The sequence below is a fragment of the Actinophytocola oryzae genome, assembly GCF_004364325.1.
GTDB lineage: Bacteria > Actinomycetota > Actinomycetes > Mycobacteriales > Pseudonocardiaceae > Actinophytocola > Actinophytocola oryzae.
Genome location: NZ_SOCP01000015.1, coordinates 184449 through 209023, shown reverse-complemented (window position 1 = coordinate 209023; position 24575 = coordinate 184449). Strand labels below are relative to the sequence as shown.

19 protein-coding genes and 2 pseudogenes are annotated in these 24575 nt (G+C 66.0%); 11 read left to right on the top strand and 10 right to left on the bottom strand.

What is annotated here, in order from left to right; all coding sequences use genetic code 11:
* Positions 1 to 27: 27 nt before the first annotated feature.
* Together CLV71_RS33750 and CLV71_RS33745 are read left to right on the top strand one after the other, a co-directional pair.
* Positions 28 to 477, top strand: a complete 450-nt coding sequence (locus tag CLV71_RS33750; RefSeq protein ID WP_166664368.1) for an acyl-CoA thioesterase — start codon at positions 28 to 30, stop codon at positions 475 to 477.
* Positions 464 to 2032 (top strand): amidohydrolase, encoded by a 1569-nt coding sequence (locus CLV71_RS33745; RefSeq protein ID WP_243866924.1) that lies wholly within the window; start codon positions 464 to 466, stop codon positions 2030 to 2032. The genes CLV71_RS33750 and CLV71_RS33745 overlap by 14 nt, the downstream gene beginning before the upstream one ends.
* A 7-nt stretch (positions 2033 to 2039) precedes the next feature.
* On the opposite strand, the gene CLV71_RS33740 is transcribed toward CLV71_RS33745, so the two are convergent.
* Positions 2040 to 2915, bottom strand: a complete 876-nt coding sequence (locus CLV71_RS33740) for a phosphotransferase (RefSeq protein WP_133906937.1) — start codon at positions 2913 to 2915, stop codon at positions 2040 to 2042.
* A 9-nt stretch (positions 2916 to 2924) separates the two neighbouring features.
* Positions 2925 to 3644 (bottom strand): (2Fe-2S)-binding protein, encoded by a 720-nt coding sequence (locus CLV71_RS33735; protein WP_133906936.1) that lies wholly within the window; start codon positions 3642 to 3644, stop codon positions 2925 to 2927.
* Positions 3645 to 3823: 179 nt separating this feature from the next.
* Between CLV71_RS33735 and CLV71_RS33730 the strand changes: the two genes are divergently transcribed.
* On the top strand, positions 3824 to 4399 hold the full coding sequence (locus tag CLV71_RS33730) for a cob(I)yrinic acid a,c-diamide adenosyltransferase (protein WP_133906935.1): 576 nt from the start codon (positions 3824 to 3826) through the stop codon (positions 4397 to 4399).
* On the opposite strand, the gene CLV71_RS33725 is transcribed toward CLV71_RS33730, so the two are convergent.
* From CLV71_RS33725 to CLV71_RS33700, 7 genes and pseudogenes are all read right to left on the bottom strand, one after another.
* Positions 4396 to 5751, bottom strand: a complete 1356-nt coding sequence (locus CLV71_RS33725; RefSeq protein ID WP_133906934.1) for a cobyrinic acid a,c-diamide synthase CobB — start codon at positions 5749 to 5751, stop codon at positions 4396 to 4398. The two genes, CLV71_RS33730 and CLV71_RS33725, sit on opposite strands and share 4 nt — an antisense overlap.
* A gap of 47 nt (positions 5752 to 5798) precedes the next feature.
* Positions 5799 to 6035, bottom strand: a pseudogene (locus tag CLV71_RS49640) (cobaltochelatase subunit CobN); the annotation flags it as partial.
* Positions 6036 to 6473: pseudogene (locus CLV71_RS49635) on the bottom strand (precorrin-6A/cobalt-precorrin-6A reductase); the annotation flags it as partial.
* Between the two features lie 15 nt (positions 6474 to 6488).
* A complete protein-coding gene (locus CLV71_RS33715; RefSeq protein WP_133906932.1) occupies positions 6489 to 7379 on the bottom strand; it encodes an IS982 family transposase in 891 nt (296 codons plus the stop codon).
* Positions 7380 to 7446: 67 nt separating this feature from the next.
* Positions 7447 to 8196 carry an AMP-binding protein gene (locus tag CLV71_RS33710; RefSeq protein WP_133906931.1) on the bottom strand — a complete coding sequence of 250 codons (750 nt, stop codon included), beginning with the start codon at positions 8194 to 8196 and terminating at the stop codon, positions 7447 to 7449.
* A 6-nt stretch (positions 8197 to 8202) separates the two neighbouring features.
* Complete coding sequence (locus CLV71_RS33705; RefSeq protein WP_133906930.1) at positions 8203 to 8904, bottom strand: DUF6875 domain-containing protein; 702 nt, start codon at positions 8902 to 8904, stop codon at positions 8203 to 8205.
* An 8-nt stretch (positions 8905 to 8912) separates the two neighbouring features.
* The gene (locus CLV71_RS33700; protein ID WP_208297876.1) at positions 8913 to 9899 is read right to left on the bottom strand and encodes a TauD/TfdA dioxygenase family protein; all 987 of its coding nucleotides are present in this window, start codon (positions 9897 to 9899) and stop codon (positions 8913 to 8915) included.
* Positions 9900 to 10203: 304 nt separating this feature from the next.
* On the opposite strand from CLV71_RS33700, the gene CLV71_RS33695 reads away from it, so the two are divergent.
* Together CLV71_RS33695 and CLV71_RS33690 are read left to right on the top strand one after the other, a co-directional pair.
* Positions 10204 to 11643, top strand: a complete 1440-nt coding sequence (locus CLV71_RS33695) for an NsdA family TPR-like regulatory protein (RefSeq protein ID WP_133906928.1) — start codon at positions 10204 to 10206, stop codon at positions 11641 to 11643.
* Positions 11644 to 11831: 188 nt separating this feature from the next.
* Positions 11832 to 13295: an ISL3 family transposase gene (locus tag CLV71_RS33690; RefSeq protein ID WP_208297875.1), complete on the top strand. Its 1464-nt coding sequence runs from the start codon at positions 11832 to 11834 to the stop codon at positions 13293 to 13295.
* Here CLV71_RS33690 and CLV71_RS50760 read toward each other — a convergent pair.
* Positions 13269 to 13649 carry a GIY-YIG nuclease family protein gene (locus CLV71_RS50760; protein ID WP_133906926.1) on the bottom strand — a complete coding sequence of 127 codons (381 nt, stop codon included), beginning with the start codon at positions 13647 to 13649 and terminating at the stop codon, positions 13269 to 13271. The genes CLV71_RS33690 and CLV71_RS50760 overlap by 27 nt on opposite strands.
* 406 nt (positions 13650 to 14055) lie before the next feature.
* Between CLV71_RS50760 and CLV71_RS33680 the strand changes: the two genes are divergently transcribed.
* The 6 genes from CLV71_RS33680 (at position 14056) to CLV71_RS33655 (ending at position 24331) form a co-directional block, all read left to right on the top strand.
* The gene (locus CLV71_RS33680; protein ID WP_208297874.1) at positions 14056 to 15126 is read left to right on the top strand and encodes a tyrosine-type recombinase/integrase; all 1071 of its coding nucleotides are present in this window, start codon (positions 14056 to 14058) and stop codon (positions 15124 to 15126) included.
* Positions 15123 to 17402: a tyrosine-type recombinase/integrase gene (locus CLV71_RS33675; RefSeq protein WP_133906925.1), complete on the top strand. Its 2280-nt coding sequence runs from the start codon at positions 15123 to 15125 to the stop codon at positions 17400 to 17402. Before CLV71_RS33680 ends, CLV71_RS33675 begins: the two co-directional genes overlap by 4 nt.
* On the top strand, positions 17350 to 17817 hold the full coding sequence (locus CLV71_RS50755) for a DUF6262 family protein (protein WP_424923930.1): 468 nt from the start codon (positions 17350 to 17352) through the stop codon (positions 17815 to 17817). The genes CLV71_RS33675 and CLV71_RS50755 overlap by 53 nt, the downstream gene beginning before the upstream one ends.
* Before the next feature lie 344 nt (positions 17818 to 18161).
* A complete protein-coding gene (locus tag CLV71_RS33665; protein WP_133906923.1) occupies positions 18162 to 22379 on the top strand; it encodes a wHTH domain-containing protein in 4218 nt (1405 codons plus the stop codon).
* A gap of 234 nt (positions 22380 to 22613) precedes the next feature.
* Positions 22614 to 23789, top strand: coding sequence for a hypothetical protein (locus CLV71_RS33660; RefSeq protein WP_133906922.1), 1176 nt, complete (start codon positions 22614 to 22616; stop codon positions 23787 to 23789).
* An 80-nt stretch (positions 23790 to 23869) separates the two neighbouring features.
* Entirely contained in the window at positions 23870 to 24331 is a 462-nt protein-coding gene (locus CLV71_RS33655; protein WP_133906921.1) for a hypothetical protein, read from the top strand.
* The last annotated feature ends 244 nt before the right edge of the window (positions 24332 to 24575 follow it).

The following is a 24575-nucleotide window of genomic DNA, read 5'->3' as shown; positions in this document are numbered from 1 at the left end:
CGCGTCCACCGCCTCACGCAGCATCTGGTGTACCTGCGCATGGAGTCGATCATCAGGCGAGGGGAGGTCGGAGTGGGTTTCCTCTGGGACAGTCCGGTTTACTTCGACGAGTTGGACCTCAACGGAACGCTGCACAACTCGCGGTTCGCCGTGCATGTCGAGCGGGCGCAGTCGGCGTTGTTCGAGCAGTTGGGCAAGCGCTGGACCGCCTATGCTGACCGCGATCCGGATCTGCACTACGTCGTCCGGGAGCTGCACGTCGAGTTCCTCGCGGCCTTCGCCGCGCCGGGCCTGCTGCCTGTGGAGATCACCGCCGAGCACATCGGCACGACCAGCGCTCGGTACGGGTTCCGTTGCGGTCACTACGCGACGGGCTACCGGGTGATCGTGAAGATCGACCGCGAGACCGGTGAACCCGCACCCTGGAGCGACTGGTACCGGAAGGCGTTCGTGGAGCTGCACCGTGCTCAAGGCTGACCTGCTGCTCGTCAACGCGACGTTCGAGACGCTGGCCGAGCCCGCGTCGGCCGTCGCGATCATCGGCGACCGGATCGTCGCGCTGGCGGAGGTCCCCGCCCACGACGTGGTCGACCTGGGTGGCGCGACCATGACGCCGGGCTTCCACGACGCCCACAACCACATGGCGTGGTACGGGCTCACCCTGTCCGAAGTGGACTGCCGGGTTGACGGCCTCGACGCGCTGTACGAGGCCATCGGGAACGCGCCCGACGGCGAGTGGGTCATCGGCTCCGGGTACGACCAGAACAAGTGCGGCGGCCATCCCACCCGCGACGGGCTCGACCGCGTCGCCCGTGGGCGCAAGGTGCTGGTGAAGCACACATCCGGGCACATGTGCGTGGTCAACACACCCGTGCTCACCGAGCTGGGCATCGCCGACCAGTCGGTCGAGGTCGACGGCGGGAGGGTGATCACCGACGCCGCCGGCCGGCCGACTGGACTGCTTCAGGAACGGGCACAGGAGCTGGTGAACCCGCTGATACTGCCCTATCCCGTGGACACCCTGGTCGACGCGATCGACCGCGCCGGGCGCCGCTACCTCAGCGAGGGCATCACGAGCTGTGTAGAGGCCGGCATCGGCGGTGGGTGGATCGGCAAGAGCCCGGTCGAGCTGGCGGCCTACCAGCGTGCACGGAATCAGGGAAAGTTGCACGTGCGGGTCGAGCTGATGGTAGCTGCCGACGCTCTGCACCCGATCACCGAACTGGGCCTTGGTCTCGATCTCGGGATCCGCACCGGGTTCGGCGACGACTGGCTCGTCATCGGCCCGGTGAAGGTGTTCGCTGACGGCTCGCTGATCGGTCACACGGCCGCCTTGAGCCAGGACTTCGTCGACACTCCAGGCAACCGCGGCTACCTGCAGGGAGCGCCGGAGGCTCTGAGGGACACCATCGTCGCAGCGCACCGGGCCGGGTGGCGAGTGGCCACACATGCGATCGGCGACGTGGCCATCGATGTGGTGCTCGATGCCTACGAGCACGCCCAGCGGGTGCACCCCCGCCACGAGCCCCGGCACCGCATCGAGCACTTCGGCGTAGCACGTCCCGACCAGGTGTCCCGTACCCGCGAACTGGGCGTCGTCGCCGTGCCCCAGGGTCGGTTCGTGAACGAGATCGGCGACGGGATGGCACGGGCGCTCGGCGCGGAGCGGGTGGGCTGGGCCTACCGGCAGCGATCACTTCTGGATGCCGGCCTGGTCCTGCCCGGCAGCTCGGACCGGCCGGTGGTGACCGGTGCGCCTCTGCTGGGTATGCACGACATGGTCAACCAACGCACGGCGTCCGGTGCGCCGTTCAACCCGGCCGAGGCGATTAGTGGGCGGGAGGCGCTGCGCGCGTTCACCTACGGCTCGGCGTACGCGTCCGGTCAGGAACCCGAGAAGGGCACCATCGCGACGGGGAGACTGGCCGACCTCGTTGTCCTGTCCGACAACCCGGCCACCGTCGCCCCAGAGGGGATCAAGGACATCGAGGTGCTGCACACCATGGTCGGCGGCGCGTTCCGATTCCCATGACACACGATCATGGACTCCCCACTGCTTCTCTGGCTCTGGCGAGTGCCGTGAGGGCGTCGTTCGCCCACCCTTCGAACAGCGGGGTGACGAACCCTGGGAAGAAATCGTGCTGCGCGACCGTGGCCCAGCGCAGGTGCAGGAAGAACGCGATCCCGTAGGTCACCGGATCGACGTGGGGGAACGAGTCGATGCCGGCCTCTTCGAGGAGCCAGACGAGGTCGACGTCGGCGGGCGCGATCGCCGGCACCTGCCAGTCGATCACGCGATATCCGTTGCCTGTCGGAAATATGTGGGCGGGCTTGAGGTCACGGTGCACCAGGCGCGAGTGCGCGGCAACCACATCGAGGACCTCGGTCGACAAGACCCAGGGCTGGAGAACATCCACCGCCATGGACATGGTGCTGGCAAACCGGCCGTCGGACGCCAGCCGCCGAAGCTTGTCCAGCGTGGCAGCAGCTTCGCTGGACCATTTCTCGGGCGTACCAACATCAAGGTAGGTGGGGGAGTCCTGCGTCATCTCGCCGATCCGCGCCACGACGTTGGTCGCGTGTGTCAGCAGTTCGGCTTCGTCGAGTTCCAGGTCGGCGAGTGACGGGGAATCGATCCACTCGACCAGAATGTTGGCGCAGTAGTTGAATTCTCCGACGTGGTGGTAGCCCGGCAACAGAGGAGACGGCCCGGCCGCGTAGAACTCTGATTCGACCAGCGGTGGAAGCATCGCCTTGTAGGCGAACGTCCTGCCGCTCGAGAACATCACCTTCTGGGTCCAGGACATCGGCCACTCGGCGACCGTCTGCCTCGTCACCACGGTGTCTCCGGTGATCGAGCCCAGTTCGGCGTCGTCACACAGGACAAGAGCGTCACTCGCGGCACTCTTCAGCATTCGGCGATGCTACTGCGGTCTCCTCAGCTTCACGATAGCCTTCGCGGCGGCCTGCTCGGACAGCGAGCAGTCGCCGCATATGCGGGCCGCGCGGGAGCGGTAGTACAGACAGCAACTTCTGCGCACCACGGTGCCGTTCACGGTGTCGAGTCGGTTACGCAGTGGCGCCAGTGCCAGCAGCGTGGCGACGACCGCGTCGGCTCGTGCGTGTGCTGTGGTGCCACTGACGCGACCGAGCGCCAGGGTCGCGGCGGTGGCGGCATTGCCCCACAACAGCCCGTCCGCGATCGGTGTCGTCACCCGAATGGCCCGGTGCAACACGGCAAGGAGGTCGAGGACTGGCTCGGCAAGTGACGCGGCGACCCGGTCGGGTTGGTCGTCTGTGTGCCAGGCTTGTGGCCGCGGTGCGGCGAGACGCCACACCGCGGCGTCCGTACCGACATGAAGCCGGGTTACGTCCAGGACGAGTTCGTGCTGGCTCCACAGGGCGATGGCCACCGTCCACAGTCGCTCCGCGAGTTCGTACTGGACTGACGACGCGGCGACACGGTGCTCGGTCGTGCCCAGTTCCGTTGCTGCGGCGGCGATCCGCGCATGCACCGCCGCGGGATTGGCGCAGGCCTCCCGAAGCGGCTGGTCGCCCGGATGGGACTCGGTACGGACGACACCATGCTTGCTGATCGGGCGGATATCCGCCAACGCACGGCCGATCCGGTCACTGGTCGCCATTGTGCCGGGTACGGGGCGAACTGACCCGCCCAGGGACAGGCGCCGCGCCATTGTCTCCGTGTCCTCGGGACCGGGTTGCCACACCATGAAAACAGCATCTCAAACGGTGCTTTTGTCGGCACAGTGGCGTACGACACCGCTCACACGGTCAGTGGTGGATGCGGCGGTACGATCGCCGGATGTCGTTCGTACTCAGCAAGATCTACACCCGGGCCGGTGACGATGGCACCACCGCGCTCGGTGACATGTCGCGGACCTCGAAGACCGATCCCCGGCTGGATGCCTACTCGGCTGTGGACGAGGCGAACGCGGCACTGGGACTGGTCCTGGCTCTGGGCAACCCGGACGACGAGATCGCCGCCGTCGTACGGTGGATGCAGAACGACCTGTTCGACGTCGGGTCGGACCTGTGCCGGCCGATGGTCGAGGGCGACGGCGCCTCGCGGGTGGACGAGGGTTACGTGCGGCGTCTGGAGGAGGCGATCGATCGGCGCAACGAGGGCCTGCCGGCACTGCGGTCGTTCATCCTGCCGGGTGGTTCACCGGCAGCCGCTCTGCTGCATTTCGCTCGCACGACGGTGCGCAGTGCCGAGCGGCGCACGTGGGCGCTGATCGAGGCCGCTCCGGACAATGTCAACAAGTTGACGGCACGGTACCTGAACCGATGTTCGGATCTCCTGTTCGTGCTCGCCAGGCTCGCCAACCGCGACACCGGCGACGTCACCTGGACACCGGGCGAGAACCTGAAGTCCTAAGTGGATGGAATAGTACTGTTCTGGAGAAAGGCGTCGATGAGCGCCGGGTATCCGGCTGGATGGACGTGCAGGTAGGACGCGTGCACGCGCTGCTGCACGAAACCGTCTACCGCGAGGGCGTTTCCGGCCTCCTGCCACTGCCACGCCGAGCTCGCTGGATCGGACGGCTGTGTAACGGTGGTGTGGAACTCGTGGCCGGTCACACGAGTGCCGGCGGGGCCTAATATCGAGTCGGTAAGAGCGAGGGCGTCTCGGTAGCCGATGCGTAGTTGGTCGGTGCGTTCGGCTTCGGTGGCCAACACCCCGCACATCGGATGCCCGTCGAGTGATCGGGTGAGGTAGAGCAGTCCGCCGCACTCCGCGTGCACGGGCCCACCGTCGGCGGCGAACCGCCTGATCGCGGTGCGCAGGGGCTCGTTGTCGGACAGGGCGTTGGTCTGTTGCTCCGGGAAGCCGCCCGGCAGGACGATCCCGGCCGTGCCCGCGGGAAGGCTTTCGTCGCGGAGCGGGTCGAACACGACGAAAGTGGCGCCGGCGGCGGCAAGCAGTTCGTGGTGCTCGGCGTAGCCGAACGTGAAGGCCGGACCACCTGCAACGGCGATGACCGGCTCGTCCACGACCGGCGTGACATGCGCCGCGGGCTCCCACGGCGACGAGGTCAGTGCTGACCCGGTTGCGGCCATCCGTACGACGGCGTCGAGGTCGACGTACGCGTCGACCAGCGTGCCCATCGCATCGACGGCATCTGTGGCGGCTACTCCGTGTTCGGCAGCGGTGACCAACCCTAGGTGCCGCGACGGCAGCGCCAGGGTGTCGGTCCAGGGGAGTGCGCCCAGCATCGGCACCTCGACGTCCGCGCAGACCTCGGCGAGCAGTTTCGCGTGCGCGGGTGATCCGACCCGGTTGGCGATCACTCCGCCCAGGCGCACATCGACGTCGAAGTCACGAAATCCCCGCACCGTCGCGCCCAGGCTGCGCGCTTGGCCCGACGCGTCCACCACGAGCACCACCGGCGCGGACAGCAGCTTCGCGAGGTGCGCGGTGGAGCCGAAGTCCGAGTCGGAGCCTCGGCCGTCAAACATCCCCATCACACCCTCGACGATCGCGATGTCGGTGCCGGCGGTCCCTTGACTGAACAGTGGGTTGATCCGATCCTCGCCGACGAGCACTGGATCCAGGTTTCGTCCCGGCCGGCCGCTGGCCAGAGTGTGATAGCCGGGGTCGATGTAGTCGGGACCGATCTTGAATGGCGATACCCGATGCCCGCGTCGCCGAAGCGCGGCCATCAACCCGGTCGCCACCGTTGTCTTGCCACTCCCCGACGAAGGCGCCGCGACGACCAGTCGACGCATCACACCACCTCCCGCGTCCGCGACAAGAACCGATCAGGCCTCGCGGGTCACGGTGTCCCACCGTCCTCGAGGTCGCCCTCCAGCGACAGGTACACCGACTGCATCGCGGCCAGCACGTCGGGATCCGGCGACGCCCACAACCCGCGCTCCGCCGCCTCGTGCAGCCGTTCCACGATGCCACGCAACGCCCACGGGTTGGCCTGGCGCATGAAGTCCTGGTTCTTCTCGTCCAGCACGTACTCCCGCGCCAGCCGTTCGTACATCCAGTCGTGCACCCAGGCCGCGGCGTCGGCGGGGTCACTGACCGTCGGGACGTCAACGGGTGATGCTCGGCGGCGAACCACCACCACGGGCAGGCCCAGCTCGCCAGCGACCTGGATCTTCGGCCATGTGTAGCTGCCGCCGGAGTCCTTGGTCACGAGCGCGTCCACGCCGTGGCCGGTCATGAGCGACCTCTCGTCGTCGGGGTGGTAGGGGCCGCGGCTTGTCACGAGCGTCCACCGGGCGGGGAGTGCGATGTCGGGCACGTCCACCACGCGCACCAGCGGGGTGTGCCGAGACAGTGGGCCGGTGAAGGTCCCGAGGTCTTGGCGTCCGACGGTTGGGAAGGGTCGCTCACCCAGGGACGTCACCAGGTCGGCGGCCTCGGCGTGGTCGCCGATCCAGTGCCAGTCCTCGGCGCTGGGGGCGGTCGACCAGCCCGGCCGCTCTAGATGGTTGATTCCGTGAAGTTGGTGTTAGTGGTCGTAGGCGATGAGTGATCGTTTGCTGGTGACGCCGGTTGTCCAGTTGTGCCAGATGGCGGTGGCCATGGCCAAGAGGCGTTGGGTGACGCGGGTGAACACGCCTGTGGGGGTGCGTCCGCCGTGGCGTTCCAGGTCGAGTTGGCCTTTCAAGGTTTGGTTGACGGATTCGATCCACTGGCGGACACCGCCGAGGTTGCCGTTGCGGTAGGTCTCGTCCTTGGGGTCCGGGCGCAGCAGACGCAGGTGCTTTGACGCGGTGAGTTTCTTGAACTCCGCGCCGGAGAAACCCTCGTCAGCCAGCAAGATCTGGCCTTCTCGGATGAGGTGGTGGTTGTTGTCCAACAGGGCGGCCACCACCTCACGTTCGCCGATCTTGGGGTCGGCCAGGCACCACATGACGGGCATCCCGTCACCAGTGCACACGAGGTAGAGCTTGAACCCCCAGTAGTACCGTGAATGTGACGCGCAGTAACCATAGTTGGCGTGTCCGGCCAGGTCGGAACGCTTCACCGTTTCCCGGGACATGCCGCAGGGAACGGGGGTGGCGTCGGTCATCCACAGATCGTCGAACCAGGACGGGCAGCACGCGGCCAACGTCCAGATCGCCCTGCCTAACAACGGTTCCGCTTTCCGCAGCCGCTTGTTGTAGCCCGACTGTTTGGGCAGATGCGGGAACATGGCCCGCCAGTGCGGATCGCTGTGGACATGCCGGATCCACCGACGCTCACCAGGGAACCGCAACAACACCTGGGCGACAGCCACCGTCAGTAACTCACTGTCGGTAAAGACAGGACGGCGACCCCGCCCCACGCGGGGCGGGACGACATGGTCATCGACCAGCACGTACAGTGCGGTAAGGAGGGTGTCTAGCTCTTTGCTCACACATTGATCTTGGACACCCTCCTCCCATGCCCACCCATCAGGGTCACCTCACACGATCTTCACGGAATCAATCATCTAGATCGACCGTCGCGGCGACGTCGCTGAGACCCGCCGGATCGATGATCAGACTCCCGCCGGTGAGCAGGGTCCAGAGCAGGACGCCGGTGGTCAGGTCGAACGCGGGTGAATGCAGCAGGAGCACCCGACCGGCCGCGCCGTACTGGTCCACGCGCGCCGCGGTGGAGTTCAGCAGCGCCGCCTGCGGCACCACCACGCCCTTCGGCACGCCGGTCGACCCGGACGTGTAGATGACGTACGCGGGGCTGCCGGCGCTCGCGACGATGCTGGCGGCCGTGGCTGTGGCTGTGGCCGTCGCGGTGGTCGTCGTGTCGCGGCTGGCCAGATCCGAGTAGGTCACGACCCTCGCGGTCGTGCGCGCTCTGAGCCGGCCAGCACGCTCGGCGGAGGTCACGACGAGCGCCGGCTGGGCCTCGGCGAACACCTGTTCCAGGTACGCGTCCGGCGCAGCGGGGTCCAGCGGCAGGTAGGGCATACCGGTGGCGGCGACGCCCGCGACGGTGGCCACGAACTCGAGCGAGCGGTCCAGGACCACCGCGACGATCGACTCTTGCCCGGGGGCCATCACGGCCGCGCGCAGGCCGGAGGCGACAGCGCGTGCTTTCTTAGCGAGTTGTTGGTAGGTCCATGATTCCGATGCGGTGATCAGCGCGTCGGAGTCGCCGTGCCGTTGGTAGGCCGCCTCCAGCGCCGCGGCGAGGGACGGGCAGGCGAGTATGTCCGAGAGCGGCAGACGCATGCCGGGTCACCTCCGCCCGGGAAGGGCTTCGTGGGCGGTCTGCAGCCGGGCTCCCAGGTCTGCCCGTGTCGTGGGGTTGAGCCGGGCTCCGATGTGTCGTTCGCAGGCGCGCAGAAACGCCACCCGCTCGGCGGGAGTGAGTGCGGGTTGGTCGGCGAACACCACGTCGTGCGGGGTCATGACGCGCACCGCGAACATCGGCGCCGGGCAGCGCATCACGCGCAGCGCTCGGTTGTGCACCCCGCCGACAGTGCTGCGCGCGTGGAACTCGCCGAGCATCAGCCCTCGCTCGACGAACGCGGTCCGCAGCTCGCGGTGACCGCCGTCGATCAACGTGGCGGCGTGCTCGTCGGGCAGTTCGGGGAAGAAGCCGAGCAGCGCGGTGCTCGACCGGTCCGGCCCGGCGGCCAGGTCGTCGAAGACCTCCATCAGCACCGTGCCCGCGCCGACGGCGTGAGCAGGCGTGTATCCGGCCACGGTGAGGGCGACCAGCCACACCGTCTGGGCGCGGATCGCGGGAGCCAGCTGGGGGCAGACCGCGCCGGGCCTGCCCAGGTCGGGGTGCGGCTGGGTGACCCACTCGTCGACCCAGCGCATTCCGGCTTCGTACTGCGGGTAGCGGTCGAAGTGCATGGTGGCGGCGTCGGCTCGGATCAGCGACCGGGGGATGACGGAGGCCACCGCCGCCGACGTTTCGGGCGCGGACATCGCCGGTATCACTGCGGAACTACCGGGTCGGAGGTGTGCGCGGTGGCCGCGGGTTCGTCGAGCGGGTCACCCGCCACGGCGTAGGAGGTGAAGCCATCCGGGCCGACCGGGATGTCACCCACCGTTGAGATCCGGTGCATGATCCGGACAGCGCCGTCGAGGTGATCGATATCAGTAGCGGCCAGGTGCGCGGTGGACCGGTTGTCCCACACCGCCACCGAACCCGCCTCCCATGAGAAGCGGACCGTGTACTGCGGTCGGGTGAGTTCCTCGAACAGCAGTCCCAGCAGGTGCCGGCTCTCGACGGGATTCATGCCCATGATGCGGGCGGTGCGCGACGGGTTGACGAACAACGCCTTCTCCCCGTTCTCCGGATGCACGCGCACCACCGGGTGCACCGCCACCCGCCGGTTTCCGATCATGTCGATAGCCCGCTTTTCCTTCGGGACGGAAGGGTCGAGCTGTTGGGCGGGCCAGAAACTGTGCTCCGCGTGGAGTCCATCGCACAATTTCTGGAGCGGGGCAGACAAACCGTTGTAGGCCGCGACCAGATTCGTCCACTGAGTGTCGCCACCAAAGGGCGGTACCGCCTCCGCGCGCAGGAACGCGATCGCCGGAGGATTCACCACCTGCGAGGTGTCCACGTGCCAACCACTGATGCTCGACGCCCACCGACTGCGAAACACCGCCTCGTAGTCAGCGCCCACCAGCTTCCTGTCCAGTTGTGGAGAGATCGTCAAGATCTGCGGAAACTGGGCGAGGTCATCGGTGTCCTGCTGTCGAGCGCGCACCGCGAGCGGACCGAACCGCTGCCCGAACTCGACCTGCGCCGCGTGATCCAGACGTTGCTCACGAAAAAACAACACCTTGTGCGTCAGCAACAATCGGCGCAGTTCGGCGATCGTGGCGTCATCGAGCTCACTACTCAAGTCAACATTATCGACGTACGCGCCGATATATCCCGCAGCAGGACGCACGCCCAGCATGGCGGCCATTGATGATTCCGGCATTGTTTGTTCCCCATGGAGAAGGATAGATTTGTGCAACTGTCGATACCGCACAGTTGGGCGTCGAGCCGCTACTGAGCACTCAATGGCGCACCGTCCGTCAGACTGATATGTGAGCCGGAGCCGCCACTGACATTTCTGCCCGCCCTCGTCACCAAGTCACGAACTTTGCGCACGCGTTCGAGCAAACTCGAACGCCGCCGCTGGCGATAGGGCTTCGGCTGGTGCGAATGCGGTGCGAATCGACCTACCCGCGTGCCAACATCGCATCGACTACGCCAAGGTGAGCAGCGTGGGCACGACACGACTCGGACGAAACACCAAACTCGCGGGCCTGCTCGACGCAGCCGGATGGAGTCGGGCAGACACCGCTCGACGAATTCGGACACGCGCCCAGGAACTCGGCCACACCGGCATCGCAGTCGACGCCTCCCGCGTCACCCGCTGGATCAGCGGCGAACGTCCCCGACCGCCTGCCGGCGACATCCTCGCCGCCCTGCTCAGCGGACACTTCGACACCGAGATCACCCTGCTCGATCTCGACCTGGCACCGCCTCGGGCATCCGCACCGTTGCCCGCCGACCATGGTCTCGATCTACCCTGGGACGCCAAGGGTCTCCACCGACTCGCGGAGGAGTGGCACGTACACATGCTCAGCAGACGCACCTTCCTCACCGTCTCTGGAGCCGCGCTCACCGCACCGGGATGGGCCTCGTTCACCACCTCAGCGCCCGTCCTGGCCGCCGCCGCGCACACCGACGACCGCGTCACAGTCGACGAACCCCTGCTCAACGTCATCGACGGCGTCGTGGCCAACGCCCAACAGCTCGACGAGCAGCACGGCGCTGCCGGCGCGGAGTTCGTCGCCGACCAGTTTCACTCCGTCGCACGCCTCCTTCGCGTGGGCAGCTACACACCCGCCACCGGACAACGGCTCGCCGCCGCGCTCGCTCAACTCGCGCAAACCACCGGATTCATGGACTACGACGCCCTCCGGGACGGCCGAGCGCAACGCTGGTACCTCACCGGCCTCCACGCCGCCCACGCCGCCCACGATCGGCCACTCACCGCCAGCATCCTCGCCCTCATGAGCAACCAAGCCATCACTCTCGGGCAGATCACTGACGCGCTACAACTCGCCCCCGCCAGCCAAGAAGCCGCCGCCCACGCCCCCGCCCCGGTTCGAGCACTCATCGCCGCCCGCGCCAGCCTCGCCCACGCCGCCGCCGGCGACCTCACCAGCTTTCGCCACGCCCGCGACGCCACCCTCACCCACCTCGACCACCTCACGGCTGGCGAGCCCGCACCGCGCTGGGCCGCTTACGTGTCACCCACCGAGCTGGACGCGATCACCGGACGCGGCCTCGTCACACTCGCCACCCACCTGCCCCACCAGCAACACACGCTCCTCACCGAAGCCGAACCCCTCCTCCGGAACCGCGCCGACACCGACGCAACCAGCGTTTCCCAACGCTCAGCACTGCGACACGGTGTACTACTCGCCCTTGCCCACACCCGCACTGGCAACCTCGACCAAGCCGCCGCCACCACACGCGCCGCGCTCAACCGCCTGGACACCGTCGCGTCCCCCCGCATCCTCCAACTGCTTCACCAACTTCGCGGCCACCTCGCTGACCATGCCCACCGCAACGCCCACCTCCGCGGTCTTGTCACCGACCTCGAGACCCCATTTCCGCCAGCACGCGCAGCTCGCGGCCGCACCTATCGCTGAATCGCCTGCTGGTCAGCAGGCAGGAGCAGGCGTGACAAGCGGGGGTGTAAGAATAATGGCTCTGTCACTGGTTGCGTGATCAACTTTGCCGGGGCTGGGCGGCGGCGCCGATCGACCGTTTGTGATCATGGTCCGTGGGTGATCATCAGTGGTTGGACGTGCTACTACCGCACCTGGCGGGTGTGGTGGTGGAGCAGGTCGAGCGGACCGGGTCGGGTGTGCAGGTGTGGGCACGGGTCAGGGCAGAACACGCGATCTGTCCATCCTGCAATGGTCGGTCTCGCCGGGTTCACAGTCGTTATCACCGTGGGCTGGCCGATAGTTCGGTGGCCGGGCAGTCGGTGGTGTTGCGCCTACAGGTGCGTCGGTTCTTCTGCGACACCAACGACTGTGCTGTGCGGACGTTCGCTGAGCAGGTCGACGACTTGACCGCCAAGCACGCCCGCCGAACATCCTCGTGCCGCACCGCGTTGGAACACATCGGGTTGGCGTTGGCTGGCCGGGCCGCCTCGCGTCTGGCGTCCCTGCTGGGGTTTGTGGCGGGCCGGAACACTCTGCTGAGGCTGGTGCATGCGTTGCCTGACCCCGAAATCGGGACGGTGGCGGTGCTCGGTGTCGACGACTTCGCGATCAGACGAGGCCGCAAGTACGCCACCGTGGTGATCGACGCGGTCACCCACCGCCGCCTCGACGTGCTGCCCGACCGCAAAGCCGCCACGCTGTCCGCCTGGCTGCGCGAGCATCCCGGGATCGAGGTGGTCTGCCGGGACGGCTCGGCCGCTTATGCCGAAGCGATCCGCCAAGCCGTCCCGAAAGCGGTCCAATCCAGTGACCGATGGCATCTATGGCACGGCTTGACCGCAGCGGTCGAGAAGACTGTCATCGCCCATTCCGCCAGCTGGAACACCATCCCGCGCGCGCCTGATTCGGCGTTGGACGCACGCACCCGCGACCGGCACGCCGCCGTGCATGCCCTACTCGCTCAGGGTGTCGGGCTGCTGGAATGCGCCCGGCGGTTGGGGTGGGCACTGAACACGATCAAGCGCTACGCCCGCGCCCACAAGGCCGAACAATTGCTACGTCCGCCCCGCTACGGGGCTTGCCTGGTCGACGCCCACCGGGACCTGGTCCGACAACGCCTGGGCGAGAACGTCCCGGTCACCCGGATCCTGGCCGAGATCCGCCAACAGGGCTACACCGGCAGCGCGAACCTGTTGGTCCGCTACATCAACCAAGGCCGAGCCGACCCGCAACGCGCCACACCCTCACCGCGCCGGCTGGTCTCCTGGATCATGAGCAAACCCGCCAACCTGCCCGACCACACCCGCCGCCACCTCGACGACCTGACCACCAGCTGCCCCGAGATGACCACCCTCGCCACCCGGGTCCGCGAGTTCGCGGATCTCCTCACCCAACACCGCGGCCAGGACCTCGCAGACTGGATCACCGCCACGCGTCTCGACGCGCTGCCTGGCTTCGACTCCTATCTCAACGGCTTGGAGAAGGACTGGGACGCCACGGTCGCCGGCTTGACCCTGCCCTACAGCAATGGCCCTACCGAAGGAGTCAACACGAAGATCAAGCTGCTCAAGCGTCAGACTTACGGCAAAGCCAGCTTCGCCCTGCTACGCAAGAGAATCCTGCTCACCTAACCGCTCGCAACCGCTCAGGCATGGGTAGTTGATCACGCAACCAGGGACAGAGCCGTATCGTTGACATACAGACTGGACTCCCCGAATTGCATCGAAGATCTTAACCCTGAAGAACTCTCTGGATCGATTTACTCGAAATTCCGCCATTGCAGCGTGGATCTCAGATTCTGCGGAATCGACATCCGATACGACCTCGGAATAGACAACTTCAAACTCGGCAGGAACCCCCGTGGGGCGCGACAGCTCATGAACTCTCCTGGTAACGTCGCGGGTTGTCTGGCCAATCTTCACAATCCCGGGCATGTGCTCATTGATCAGGACGTAAATGATCCCGCGACGTTCTCTCTGACGCATGAATCCCTCCGGACTGTCAACTGGCCTGCAGTCTATCGACCTGGCACGACAGGGATGCGGTTCTTCGACGAACGTCCGCTGTCCAGCGCGGGACCACGTCAGCCCATGCAGGACACCCGACCGATCCGACTCGTCGTGCAACAGTCAGCAACCGGCGAGAGAGGAGCCGGGGTCGACTCGATGGCTCTCCTGCACCTGTGGTGCCACAACCCCCACTCACGTGACTTCGACCTGGACGAGTTGCTGGTGATCACCGCGATTATCTTCAGCTCGAACCACTGTGTCTGTGGTGTAGTCCTTGTGTCATGATCCTGAGTGGACAGTCCGTCGTGGACATATCAGGATGAGGTGTCTATGACGAGGACGGTGTCACGTGCGAGTGCAGAGGTTGGCCGGGGAGACGTCGGTGTCGTACACGGTGATCGGCGGGGATTCGTTGCCGGTGCCTCCGATCGAGGCGTTCTTGGTGCACCTGGTGGCGAAGGGTAAGTCGCCTGCGACGGTCAAGGCGTATGCCCATGACCTGAGGGACTTGTTCGAGTGGTTGGGCCAGCGTGGCCTGGACTTCGCCGATGTCGAGTTGGAGGATCTGGCGGCGTTCGTGGACTGGTTGCGTCGGCCGTCCGGGCTGCGGCGGCCGGGTGTGTTTGTGTTGCCTGGCAGTCCGTCGGCGTTGGCGGGTTCCACGTTGGTGCGCAAGCGGGCGGCGGTGGCTGAGTTCTACCGGTTCCATGCGGTGCGGGGCTCCGCTCGGCCGGTACTGGGTGGGATGACGCCGGGGACCCGGCGGGCGACGGGTGACTATGTACCGATGTTGGCGCACGCGATGAGCGGTCCGGTGGAGCGGAGCCCGCTGCGGATCACCACGAGTAGCAAGCGGCCCCGCGCGCTGACTGACGATGAGGTGTCGCTGTTGCAGGATGCGTGCCGGCGGTTGCGGGACCGGTTCCTGGTCACCCTGCTCTATGAGTCGGGTTTGCGGATCAGTGAGGCGTTGGGGTTGCGGCATGCCGACCTGGATCCCGCGGTATGCGCGGTGCACGTGGTCGCGCGTGAGGACAACCCGAACCAAGCGCGGGTGAAAGGGATGAAGGACCGCGCAGTGCCGGTGCGGGACTACCTGTTCAACCGCTACGCCGACTACCTCGACGCCGAGTACGGCGACCTGGACAGCGACTACGTGTTCGTCAACCTCTGGCGCGGCCAGCGCGGCGCGGCGATGACCTACAGCGCGGTCGAGGATCTCGGGGATCGGCTGCGCCGAGCCACTGGCATTGCCGATTCGACCTGGCACGCGCTGCGGCACTCCTACGCCACCCGGCTGCTGCGCTCCGGCGTCCCGATCGAGGTCGTCGCGGAGCTGCTCGGACACGCCTCACCCCAGACCACCAAGTCCACCTACGCCCACCTCGACCTCGCCGACTACCGCCGGGTCCTGGCCGAGCACGGTGTCCTGGACGGAGACCCAACCGCATGACCGGCACAACCGCTCCGGCGACGCATCCTGGCCTGTTGGCGCGGCTGATGGAGGCCGTGGAGCCCGCGTTCCGGGCCGAGGTGTTCATCCCTGAGGCCGATGACCCGGTGTTCACCTTCGGACGCTGCCGGGTGCCGCCCTGCAACCGACCCCTCAACCACGCCAAACCAGGGCTGTGCAACGGCCACCGCAAAGCCTGGCGCGATGCCGGCGAACCTCCTCTGGACGAGTGGGCGGCCACCCAGACGAGGGTGAACTACGGCAATGTCAGCTTTCCGGCCTGCCTGGTCGCCGGTTGCAACCGAGCCGGTGGCCGCATCGGACTGTGCCCTCGTCACCGCCACCACTGGCGAGGTGACGGCTGCCCGGACCCAGCCGAGTGGGCCGCTGACACCGCTTATGTCCCTCCCTGTCACGGTGAGCGCGACTGCCGGTTCACTGGCTGCGAACGCTGGGCCGACGTGACGGCGGGCTTCTGCGCGGGCCACTACGCGCGCTGGAAGAAGGCGGGCCAGCCCGCAGACCTCGAGGTGTTCAGCCGATACTCCAGTAGTCGGGGCATGCCGATGCTGGACATGCGGGACCTGTGTCCGCAGATCCGGTTGGAGCTCGGGCTTGGTCTGCAACGCCGCGCGGAGGCCGGCGATCGCAAGACCTGCCTGAAATCACTGGCCTTCGCGCTGACCTGGATCCGCGAAACCGGAGTGACCAGCCTGCTGGACCTGGACAACGACGCCTGGCGCACCCAGGCCCGCGGCCCGTCAGGCGCACGGCCGACCAATACCGCGCTGACCTTCGTGATCGACACCCGCTACCACCTGGAGGTGCTGCTCGCCGGCGGTGTATGGGAACGCGAGTACGACCGCGACGTCTGGGACCTGCGCCGGTTCGCCCGCGTCCCGGAGAACACCGCCCGCTACCTGCGGTTCACCGAGATCCCCCAGCAGTGGATCCGCGACCTGGCCAAACGCTGGGCCCGACGCATGATCAGCAAGAACTCGGGTTCCGGCACGATCGCCGGCAACGTGCGCTACCTCGGCGAGTTCGCCCAGTTCGCCGCCCGCCAACCCAACGGATGCCGGAAGCCTGAGCAGCTCACCCGCCACACCGTGGAGGCATGGCTCGCGTGGATGCAGGCTGAGGGCGTCCACGTCGCCACCCGCAAGCACAAGATCAGCGGCATCAGTGTCTTCCTCGACACCGTCCACACCCTCGGCTGGGAGCAGCGGCTGCCCCGTACGGCGGTCGTGATCCCGGGGGATGGGCCGAAAGCCCTGCCATCCAAGCCGCGGTTCCTCAGCGAGGTGGTCATGCGCCAGTGCGAGGACGAGATAAACCTCGCGAAGTTTCCCAACCGGCATGGCGAGTTGCTGTTGCGCATCGTGATGGCCTGCGGGCTGCGGTCCAAGGACGCGGCCTGGCTGCCGTTTGACTGCGTGGTCCGGGACAACTCGAGCGCGCCGTATCTCGCCTGGATCAACCACAAGGTCGGGCAACGCGCGGCGTTCTTCCCGATCACCGACAAGCTCGTCAGCCTGATCAGGGAACAGCAGGACCGCGTCCGCACCCGGTTCCCCGGTGGGTGCTCGCTGCTGTTTCTTGCCGAAACCGACAACCCCCGCGGTGACAAGCCGCTTCCCCGGAAGACCTGGGTTCACCACCTCACCGCCTGGCTGGCCGACATCGAACTGGTCGACGAGCATGGCCACCGGGTCCACGTGACGCCACACCAGTTCCGGCACACCCTCGGCACACGGCTGATCAACGCCAACGTCCCACAACACGTCGTCCAAGAGCTGCTCGACCACATGTCCCCGGCCATGACCGCCGTCTATGCCCGACTGCATGCCAAGACCGTCCGGGAGCACTGGGAGCGCGCAGTCACCGTCAACGCGCAAGGTGAGATCATCCAGCTTGCTGAGGGCGACCCTCTCAGCAACGCGGCCTGGACCCGCGTCAGCCTCGGCCGCGCCAAACAGACCCTGCCCAACGGCTACTGCGGGCTCCCGCTGGTCCGCGACTGCGAACACGCCAACCCTTGCTTGACCTGCCCCATGTTCCTCACCACCCCGGACTTCCTGCCTCAACACCGCGAGCAGCGCGGCCGGACACTCACGATCATCGAATCCGCGCGAGCAGCCGGGCACGACCGCATCGCCGAGAAGAACACCAGGATCCTGGACAACCTCGACAAGATCATCGAGACGTGTGAACGGTGCGACGATGGCGAGGTCGTGTTCGGCGGAAAGGTGGCTCAACTCGATGACGCCAGCTGACAACTCCCACCACCTCGTCGCCGCTGCTGCACGGCGGAGTGCAGAGGCTCGCCGTCGAGCAGAAGGCGCTCTACTGGCACTGCGCAGCTCCGGCCAGCCAGCAAGCGTCGTCACGCTGGCCATGGACGCCGGCGTCTCCCGGTCGTGGCTCTACACCCAACCCGACCTCATCGCGGGCCTACGTCAACTCGCCGGACAAGCACCGACACCACGAGCAACCCCAGCCAGTGAACGCTCCCTGCGCGTCCGTCTCGCTGCAGCTCAGGCGCGAAACGAACGGCTCCAACGGCGAATCGAGGCCCTCACCGAGCAGAACAACCAACAACGTCAACAACTCGAACACACCTACGCTGAACTACGCCGCCTCCGAGTTGCACTCCCACCTACCGAAGCGAAGGTACAGCGGCCCCTGTGAGGACCGGCGTAGCTACTGCCAGCTACAGTGAAGCCGCCGTTGCTGCCCTGAGTGTGATGTGCTGGCAAGAACACCATGGTCATGTCGATGCGCAGTCATCACGGACCGCCGTTCTGATCTGACCGGTACCCTCTCGATCACCGATCCCGCAACCGCCTCCAGTAACGAAGAGCACGATGCAGAGCGACGGTGAACGTGAGGACTGCGGTGGCCGCGCGCAGACCGATGGTGATGGCTGGCAGTGCGTCCACGAGATTGTGAATCATGACCTGGGCTCCTGTCCGTCGTGGCGTTCGTGTCCACGGTCGGGCCGGTGCCGTTCAGTTGGGTGCGAGGGTGGGAAAGTGGGCGAAACTGAACGAGTGGGGACGACAGCTCAGCAGCGTGCGGCCGCGGTACTGGCAGAACTGAGGAAGCTGGCTGGCTCCCCGAAATACGACGACTTGCTGGCGCGATGCGCGAATTCGAACGTGTCTCCGATAGGGCGCGGCACGATCACTAGCCTGCTCACGGGCAAGACGAGGGCCCGGCCTGCCACGCTCACCACGCTCGTTGTGCTGTGCCTGGATTACGCGCGCGCTCATCCCAAGATGTCGCGGCTGAAGGACGAGCAGAACAACGTCGACTATTGGATCAACCGCTACGACGCAGCTCTGGGCCGCACCGCCGCGAGTTCCGGTGAGGATGTATGGACACGGCTGATCGAGCACGAGGTCTGGCGTGCCGTGCGCACCGACGGTGTCCCTTCGATGGGCGATCACGCGGTGGCGGTGGCACGTCGCCTGGTCGAGCTCCAGGGGGAGGCTGAGCCCATTCTGGCCGACGATCGGTGGCATGATCTCGACTTCGCCAGCAGGATGTCAGAACGAATGGCTGACCTGGTCACGAGCCTCAAAGACCTGGACCTGTCAGCAGCGGAGGCGGCGTTACTGGTTCTCGCACCGTTTGCCTGTCAGGCCGATGCCACGCTTCGAGCGGCGCGGATGATTGGTGCCCGACCTGCCGATCTCGTTACGGAGCCACGTCCGGGCGAGGACCCAAATCGCGTCGACTACATGGCATTTCTTCGCCGGGAACCGTGTCGGCGGTTGGTACGTCGAGCCAATGGGCAAGCGACGTTCAATGGGGCTCAGGCGTCCGGAGAGATCGGCTGGTGGCTCTACCACTACTGGCTCGGCTCTCGTAGGTCGACGGAGCCGGTCTTCCGAGCGCTTCTCGACGATCCGGCCATCGGAACCGACTCGACTCGTCGACTGCTGGTCGAACTGCTGGATCCGCTCCTGCGTGTCGTGCGAGTGAGCCCTGAGCAGCTACGCAGCCTGGACCAGCTCGGACTGGACGCGGGACCAGGCGATTGCGACGTGTCCGCTCCATCGCGACGCGTGCGCGAGCGGTTGGTCGCTCTGCTGGTCAAGCTGGCCTACGTGCTGGCGATCCCGCTTACCGCACTGCCTGCCGTTGTAGCGGAGCACCTGGGCATCCCCCACCCAGTCGATCTCGACGATCTGAGAAACACGGTACGGATGTCGTCGTGGCCAGGTATGACGTTAAAAGCCGAATGCCACCATGAGGCTGTGCTGGTCGCGCTGCAGGAACACGCCGCCCATGTGGACGCGGTGGTGCGATCAATCAGTGCCGTGGCCACCAATGACGTGTCATTGGAACCGTTGCGGAAGCTCCCTGCTGTCGGCGCATCGGCGGACAAGGTCGTCGCCGCCCGGGACAGCCTCAATCACCCTCGCTTCATGACACCGGTCGACAGGTTTCGGCTCGACGAGCAACGGGTGCGCGAGCTTCTGATGGACAGAAACCTCTACCGTGACCCGGCGCTGGCGATCAGGGAGCTGTACCAGAATGCGCTGGACGCCTGCCGCCTGCGGGAGGCCCGCCAGCGGTGCCGCGGCACCAACCTCGGCTGGAAAGGCCAAATCGACTTCATACAGGGCATCGATGACGCGACAGGCCGACACTACCTCGAATGCCGGGACACCGGTGTTGGCATGGACGCGGCTGACCTGCGAGGCGCGTTCTCCCACGTGGGTGTCCGCTACATCGACAGCCCCGAGTTCCTCCATGACGAGATACAGTTCCACAAGTATGGCGTGGAGTTCGTGCCCAACAGTCGCTTCGGAATTGGCGTGATCAGCTACTTCATGCTGGCCGACGAGATCGAAGTCGAGACCTGCCGCATGGCGTACAACGACCGGCTCCAAGGGGTCGTCCAAACAGTCACCATCGTGGGGCCCGGCCATCTGTTCCGGATCCAGGAGAACCCCTCGACACAGAGCGAACCAGGCACCCGAGTCCGGCTGTACCTCCAAGACGGCGACCGTGCTCCGTCCTGCGTGGACCTGTTACGCAAGGTCCTCGGCATCGCCCAGTACCGGACCACCGCGACACACGACGACCAACAAGACGACCAACACGACGTATGGGAACCGGACGTCCTGCACGCCCGTGCACGTCCCGCCTTCGACCAAGACGGCATCGATGCGTTCGGCCACAGCATCACATGCTCCAAGCAAGACGACGGCCAGGTGATCTGGTGTGAACACGGTGGCGCGTTGCTGATCGACGGCATCTACGTCCGCGCCGCGAACCATCACGGCGGGCTCAGCCGCCCCGGCCAAGAGGACGACCTACGCGGCGCGGTCGTGAACCTCACCGGAAATCCACAGCCAGAATTGTCAATCGATCGATCACTCGTGCTCGACGACGTATCGCACCGCATCAAGAGGTTACTGACGGGCGCGATACACAAACTGGTCGAAGACGCACCCGCGTTTCTTCGAACCGAGTGGATCCATGACGTCGCGCAGTCCAGCCCATGGGTAGCCGACCTCGTCACCAAAACCGCCGCCACCAGCGGAACCTTGCTATCACTCGGCAACGACAAACCATCCAACACTGCCGTGACAGGCTGTTTCCCACCAGACATCGATCTCTTCACACCCGACCGCGATGACTTCCATGACTGGAAGCACCGCGGACGCCGAACGCACCGGCTCACCTACGACGCACCTCTCCCAAACCTGAATACCGACCGTTGTCCCGACCACATCGCGTTGTGGCGGTGGCTCGCTCACCACCCCGCTGAGGCCCTCGACCAACTGACCGACATAGCGCCGGAAATCGCACCCGGTATTGACGTTCTTCCGGCGCTGCCGTCTGACGCCGTCCTTCTTGCCGACGACGGGAACTGGTCACGTGGCGACGAGCGGGCGTTTGATCCTCCGCCACCACCCGGTCACCTCCTATGGACGGCCGCCGCAACCGGTACGAGCCCCCGCAAAACCGCTGAACGTGCTGTCGTGCTCGGCATGCGCGATGTGCTCCCCGACCAGTTCTCCACCGATCCCCACCTCGACAGCACCGAGCTCGCTCTGCTGAGCCACGGCCTGGAGGGCCAGCGGCCTTGGTTGACCACGGATGAACCAGTACCGGTCACGCATTTCCTGGAGGCCCGGCGCCGCCTACGACTCAGCGTCGCCGAATCGGCCGACCGGCTAAGCCGCTACGGCTTCACCGTCCCCTCCGCCGACCGCCTGTCCTACCTCGCCCATTTGAACAGCGACCAGATCAAGCTGCTCAGCCACAATCTGGACGGCGAAGCCCCCTGGATCCAGCACCGCCACCCCGTGGCCTTCGCCCATCTAGTCAAAGCATCCCTAGAACTCGACTACAACATTGCCGAGGCTGTCGACCAACTTGACCGGCTCGGCTTTCACGTCGCCGTTCCCGCAGACCTCCCCCCGCAGCTCGACGCGAACGACCTACGACTCATCAGCGCCCAGTTCGACGGGAACGGCCCCTGGCTCGACTACGACAAGCCCGTTCCGCCGGACCACCTAATCGCCGCCCCGCCAGCCTTCGGCGGTCCACGTAAAGTGGCTGAACGACTAACAGCCCTCGGCTTCACTGTCCGCGGTCTTGATCGAATCCCGGAACACCTGAGCGACATTGACCAGGAGATCGAGCGCGAAGACCGAACCGGCATGGACGACATCTTCGAGGTCACCAAGCCGGTGCAGGCCACATCCCTATTCCTGATCGCCATGCGCATGCCGGGCTACCGTGTACGCGACGTCGCGGAACGCCTGACCTGCTACGGCTTCGAGGTGGCCGACGACGTGATCAGGATCGCCGAGCAACTCACCGCAGCGGACCTTAAGCTTCTCAGCCGCGATCACGACGAGCAGCGACCATGGTTGGACGTCACGAAAACCGTGCCTACCGCCCACCTAATCCGCCCGTCTCTGGAAGCCGACCGTCGTCCGACCGATATTGCCCAACAGTTGCGCAGGTGGAATTTCGACGTCACAGAGCCCCCCGATCTCCCAACGCAGCTCACTCCCGAGGACAGGCAACTCGTACACGATCACTCCCGAGACGACTGGCTCGACGTCCGCGAACCCGTACCGCTGCACAAGTTGATCATGGCCGCACGCAGGACAAGAACTTCGGTCACCGCCGCTGCCCGACGGCTACGACAACTTGGCTTCGATGTCCCCAATCTGGCCAGCGCCGTCCAACAAGCGCTCGCTCGACTACCACGGCAGTGACCAAGGACACTCCCTCCTCAGAAGTCGATGCGGCGCAGCCTGACGCTTGTCGGTGAAGCCAGATCACGCGACGCGGATCCGAACCGATTCAGCAAGGCGATCAGAACCGAGTCGGGCTACACGTCCAACATCTGACTACAGCCGAAGCCCGTTTGGACGGCAAGCCTTGACTGGCTTGACGATGTCGAGGACATGTACACGACGTAGATGCCCTGGCCGGGAGGCCAGACCTGCGTGGAACTGGAGATAATGGCGGTCACCGGCGACGAGTACCGATCCACCATCGAGGCGGCCAACACCTACCTGGTGCCGATGCTTCGTGTGAACGGCATTCGCTTCCTGCAGGTCGCGCGCGGCGGACAGGCCACCCACAACGGCTATGACGTCCTTGCCGATAGCGTCAGCCCTAGCGAGCTGGTCCCGCGTGGCGCGTGGCATCTCGGCGAGGAGATGGAACAAGCGCTGACCGTCCCGCAGATCGTCTCGGGCCGTCGTCTCTGTAGCTACCGAGCAAAAGGCGAGGTGCTGGACTCCGCGATCGCGGATGAGATCACCGCCGGACGTGTGGCGTCGGACTTCCGGCATGTGATCGCCTTCGCGGCCGAGGAGAAGTGGCGTGCCAAGCGGGACAGCTCGTACACCACCAACGCGCGCCACCCGTGGTACCCCTTGATCGAGAAGCGTCGTGACCGGACGTGGTGCGCGGGTTACCTGAAGAGGGTTTTGAAGGGATTCGTCTACCCACGATCCTGCTGCGTAATCTGCTGTTTCCAGGCTCCACGAGCCGGCCGGAGTGCTCTTGCGGCTCGATGGCACGCCGAGCCCGAGGCCGGTGTGTACGCGCTCCACGTCGAGCGGCGGGCGTTGTCGATCAACCGTCGCATGCGGCTGTTCGGATCGTTGTCGGCAGCCGAGTTCGTACGTTCCCGCGGAATCGACGCCGTCATCGAACTGGCGGACGCACAACTCGCTGAGGCGACAACATGGACGGTGGTAGAGACCCGACGGGTGTATCGGCCCGCGTCGATCAAAGACCCGACCACGGGGAAAAGCCAGCGGGGCCGCGACGGACGGACCGTCAAAGACCCGACCAGGAAAGGTGACACCTGGCGGTCCATCCGCCCCCACGTCGTTACCGATACCCGTGAAGACGGCCTTGCGGCGCTCACTCAGCTAGCTCACGTGCACGACACGCTGGTGTGGACCGAGGCGGACCAGGTCCCTCGAGTGGATGTCCGGGTTCTACCGAACCGACCCCGGGAGTGGCCGATCACCACCCACGAGTACGCCTTGATGCCGGGTGTCATCGACGCGAAAGAGCACGCAGGGTTCGACCGCGAATGGCGCGCGGCCAGGAGCCGTGAAGTAGTGCGCGGCGGAGGCGCCACACCGCTACCCCTAGCGATGTGACGCGTCACGGCCGACCGGCATTCGCTGGCATCCGCCCACTGTGTTGTACCCCAGGCATCCATCTACGTCTGCGAGGAACTGTGTCCTCATCGCTCACACCCGTTGAGCTTGTCATTGCCCGCCAACTGAACACCTGGTGGGCCGCGCCGTTGCAGACCGCCCAGCTCTACGCCGAAGGACTCATCAGTGGTGCTGTCGCCGTCGTCGCGGATGCGGACGACTGGAGGCGAGTTCCGGCTGCTGTCGGTCACGCCATCGAGGAGGAGCACGAGGCGTCTGGCTTCCGCTGGACTCTGAACGCCGACGAGTGGCAGATCGGTATCGGCAGCATCCACGGCCTCGCGCACGGGGTCATCGAAAGCGTCGAGACCGGTACACGGTATGGGACTGAGACCGACCTGCACGTGGCCTGGTTCATCTATCCCGAGGACTTGGAGGACACGGACCTCACCTTGGAAGACCTCGCCACAGCCTTCGACAGCAACGTGCTGGCTGCCGCGTCCGCTTTCCTGCGCGCGTGTGCCGCCATGCCAGTTCGGTGAATCGCCTTCGCCTTCCCGACGACGTCGGACTCGAGGACACGGTGCATCGCCGCTCATCGGCTTGATTCCCACGCAGCCGACATGGTGCACCGAAATTCATTCACTGACGCCCGTACCCATTGGACGGCTGCGGAGCGTGTCCAAACATGCGGCGGGGGAGAGGTTCAGGCACGTGATCGTGGTCCTGTCGATCTGCCCAGATGCAATCAGGTCGTGCCGGGGTTCGTGGCGATGAACCTGGGCC

Excerpts from the sequence above, each read along its gene's own strand:
- CLV71_RS33705 (WP_133906930.1), bottom strand. The coding sequence starts at position 8,904 with ATGTCCGCGCCCGAAACGTCGGCGGCGGTGGCCTCCGTCATCCCCCGG.
- CLV71_RS33725 (WP_133906934.1), bottom strand. The coding sequence starts at position 5,751 with ATGCGTCGACTGGTCGTCGCGGCGCCTTCGTCGGGGAGTGGCAAGACA.
- CLV71_RS33740 (WP_133906937.1), bottom strand. The coding sequence starts at position 2,915 with ATGCTGAAGAGTGCCGCGAGTGACGCTCTTGTCCTGTGTGACGACGCC.
- CLV71_RS50755 (WP_424923930.1), top strand. The coding sequence starts at position 17,350 with ATGGCGAGGTCGTGTTCGGCGGAAAGGTGGCTCAACTCGATGACGCCA.
- CLV71_RS33675 (WP_133906925.1), top strand. The coding sequence starts at position 15,123 with ATGACCGGCACAACCGCTCCGGCGACGCATCCTGGCCTGTTGGCGCGG.
- CLV71_RS33710 (WP_133906931.1), bottom strand. The coding sequence starts at position 8,196 with ATGCGTCTGCCGCTCTCGGACATACTCGCCTGCCCGTCCCTCGCCGCG.
- CLV71_RS33730 (WP_133906935.1), top strand. The coding sequence starts at position 3,824 with ATGTCGTTCGTACTCAGCAAGATCTACACCCGGGCCGGTGACGATGGC.
- CLV71_RS33735 (WP_133906936.1), bottom strand. The coding sequence starts at position 3,644 with ATGGCGACCAGTGACCGGATCGGCCGTGCGTTGGCGGATATCCGCCCG.
- CLV71_RS50760 (WP_133906926.1), bottom strand. The coding sequence starts at position 13,649 with ATGCGTCAGAGAGAACGTCGCGGGATCATTTACGTCCTGATCAATGAG.
- CLV71_RS33700 (WP_208297876.1), bottom strand. The coding sequence starts at position 9,899 with ATGGCCGCCATGCTGGGCGTGCGTCCTGCTGCGGGATATATCGGCGCG.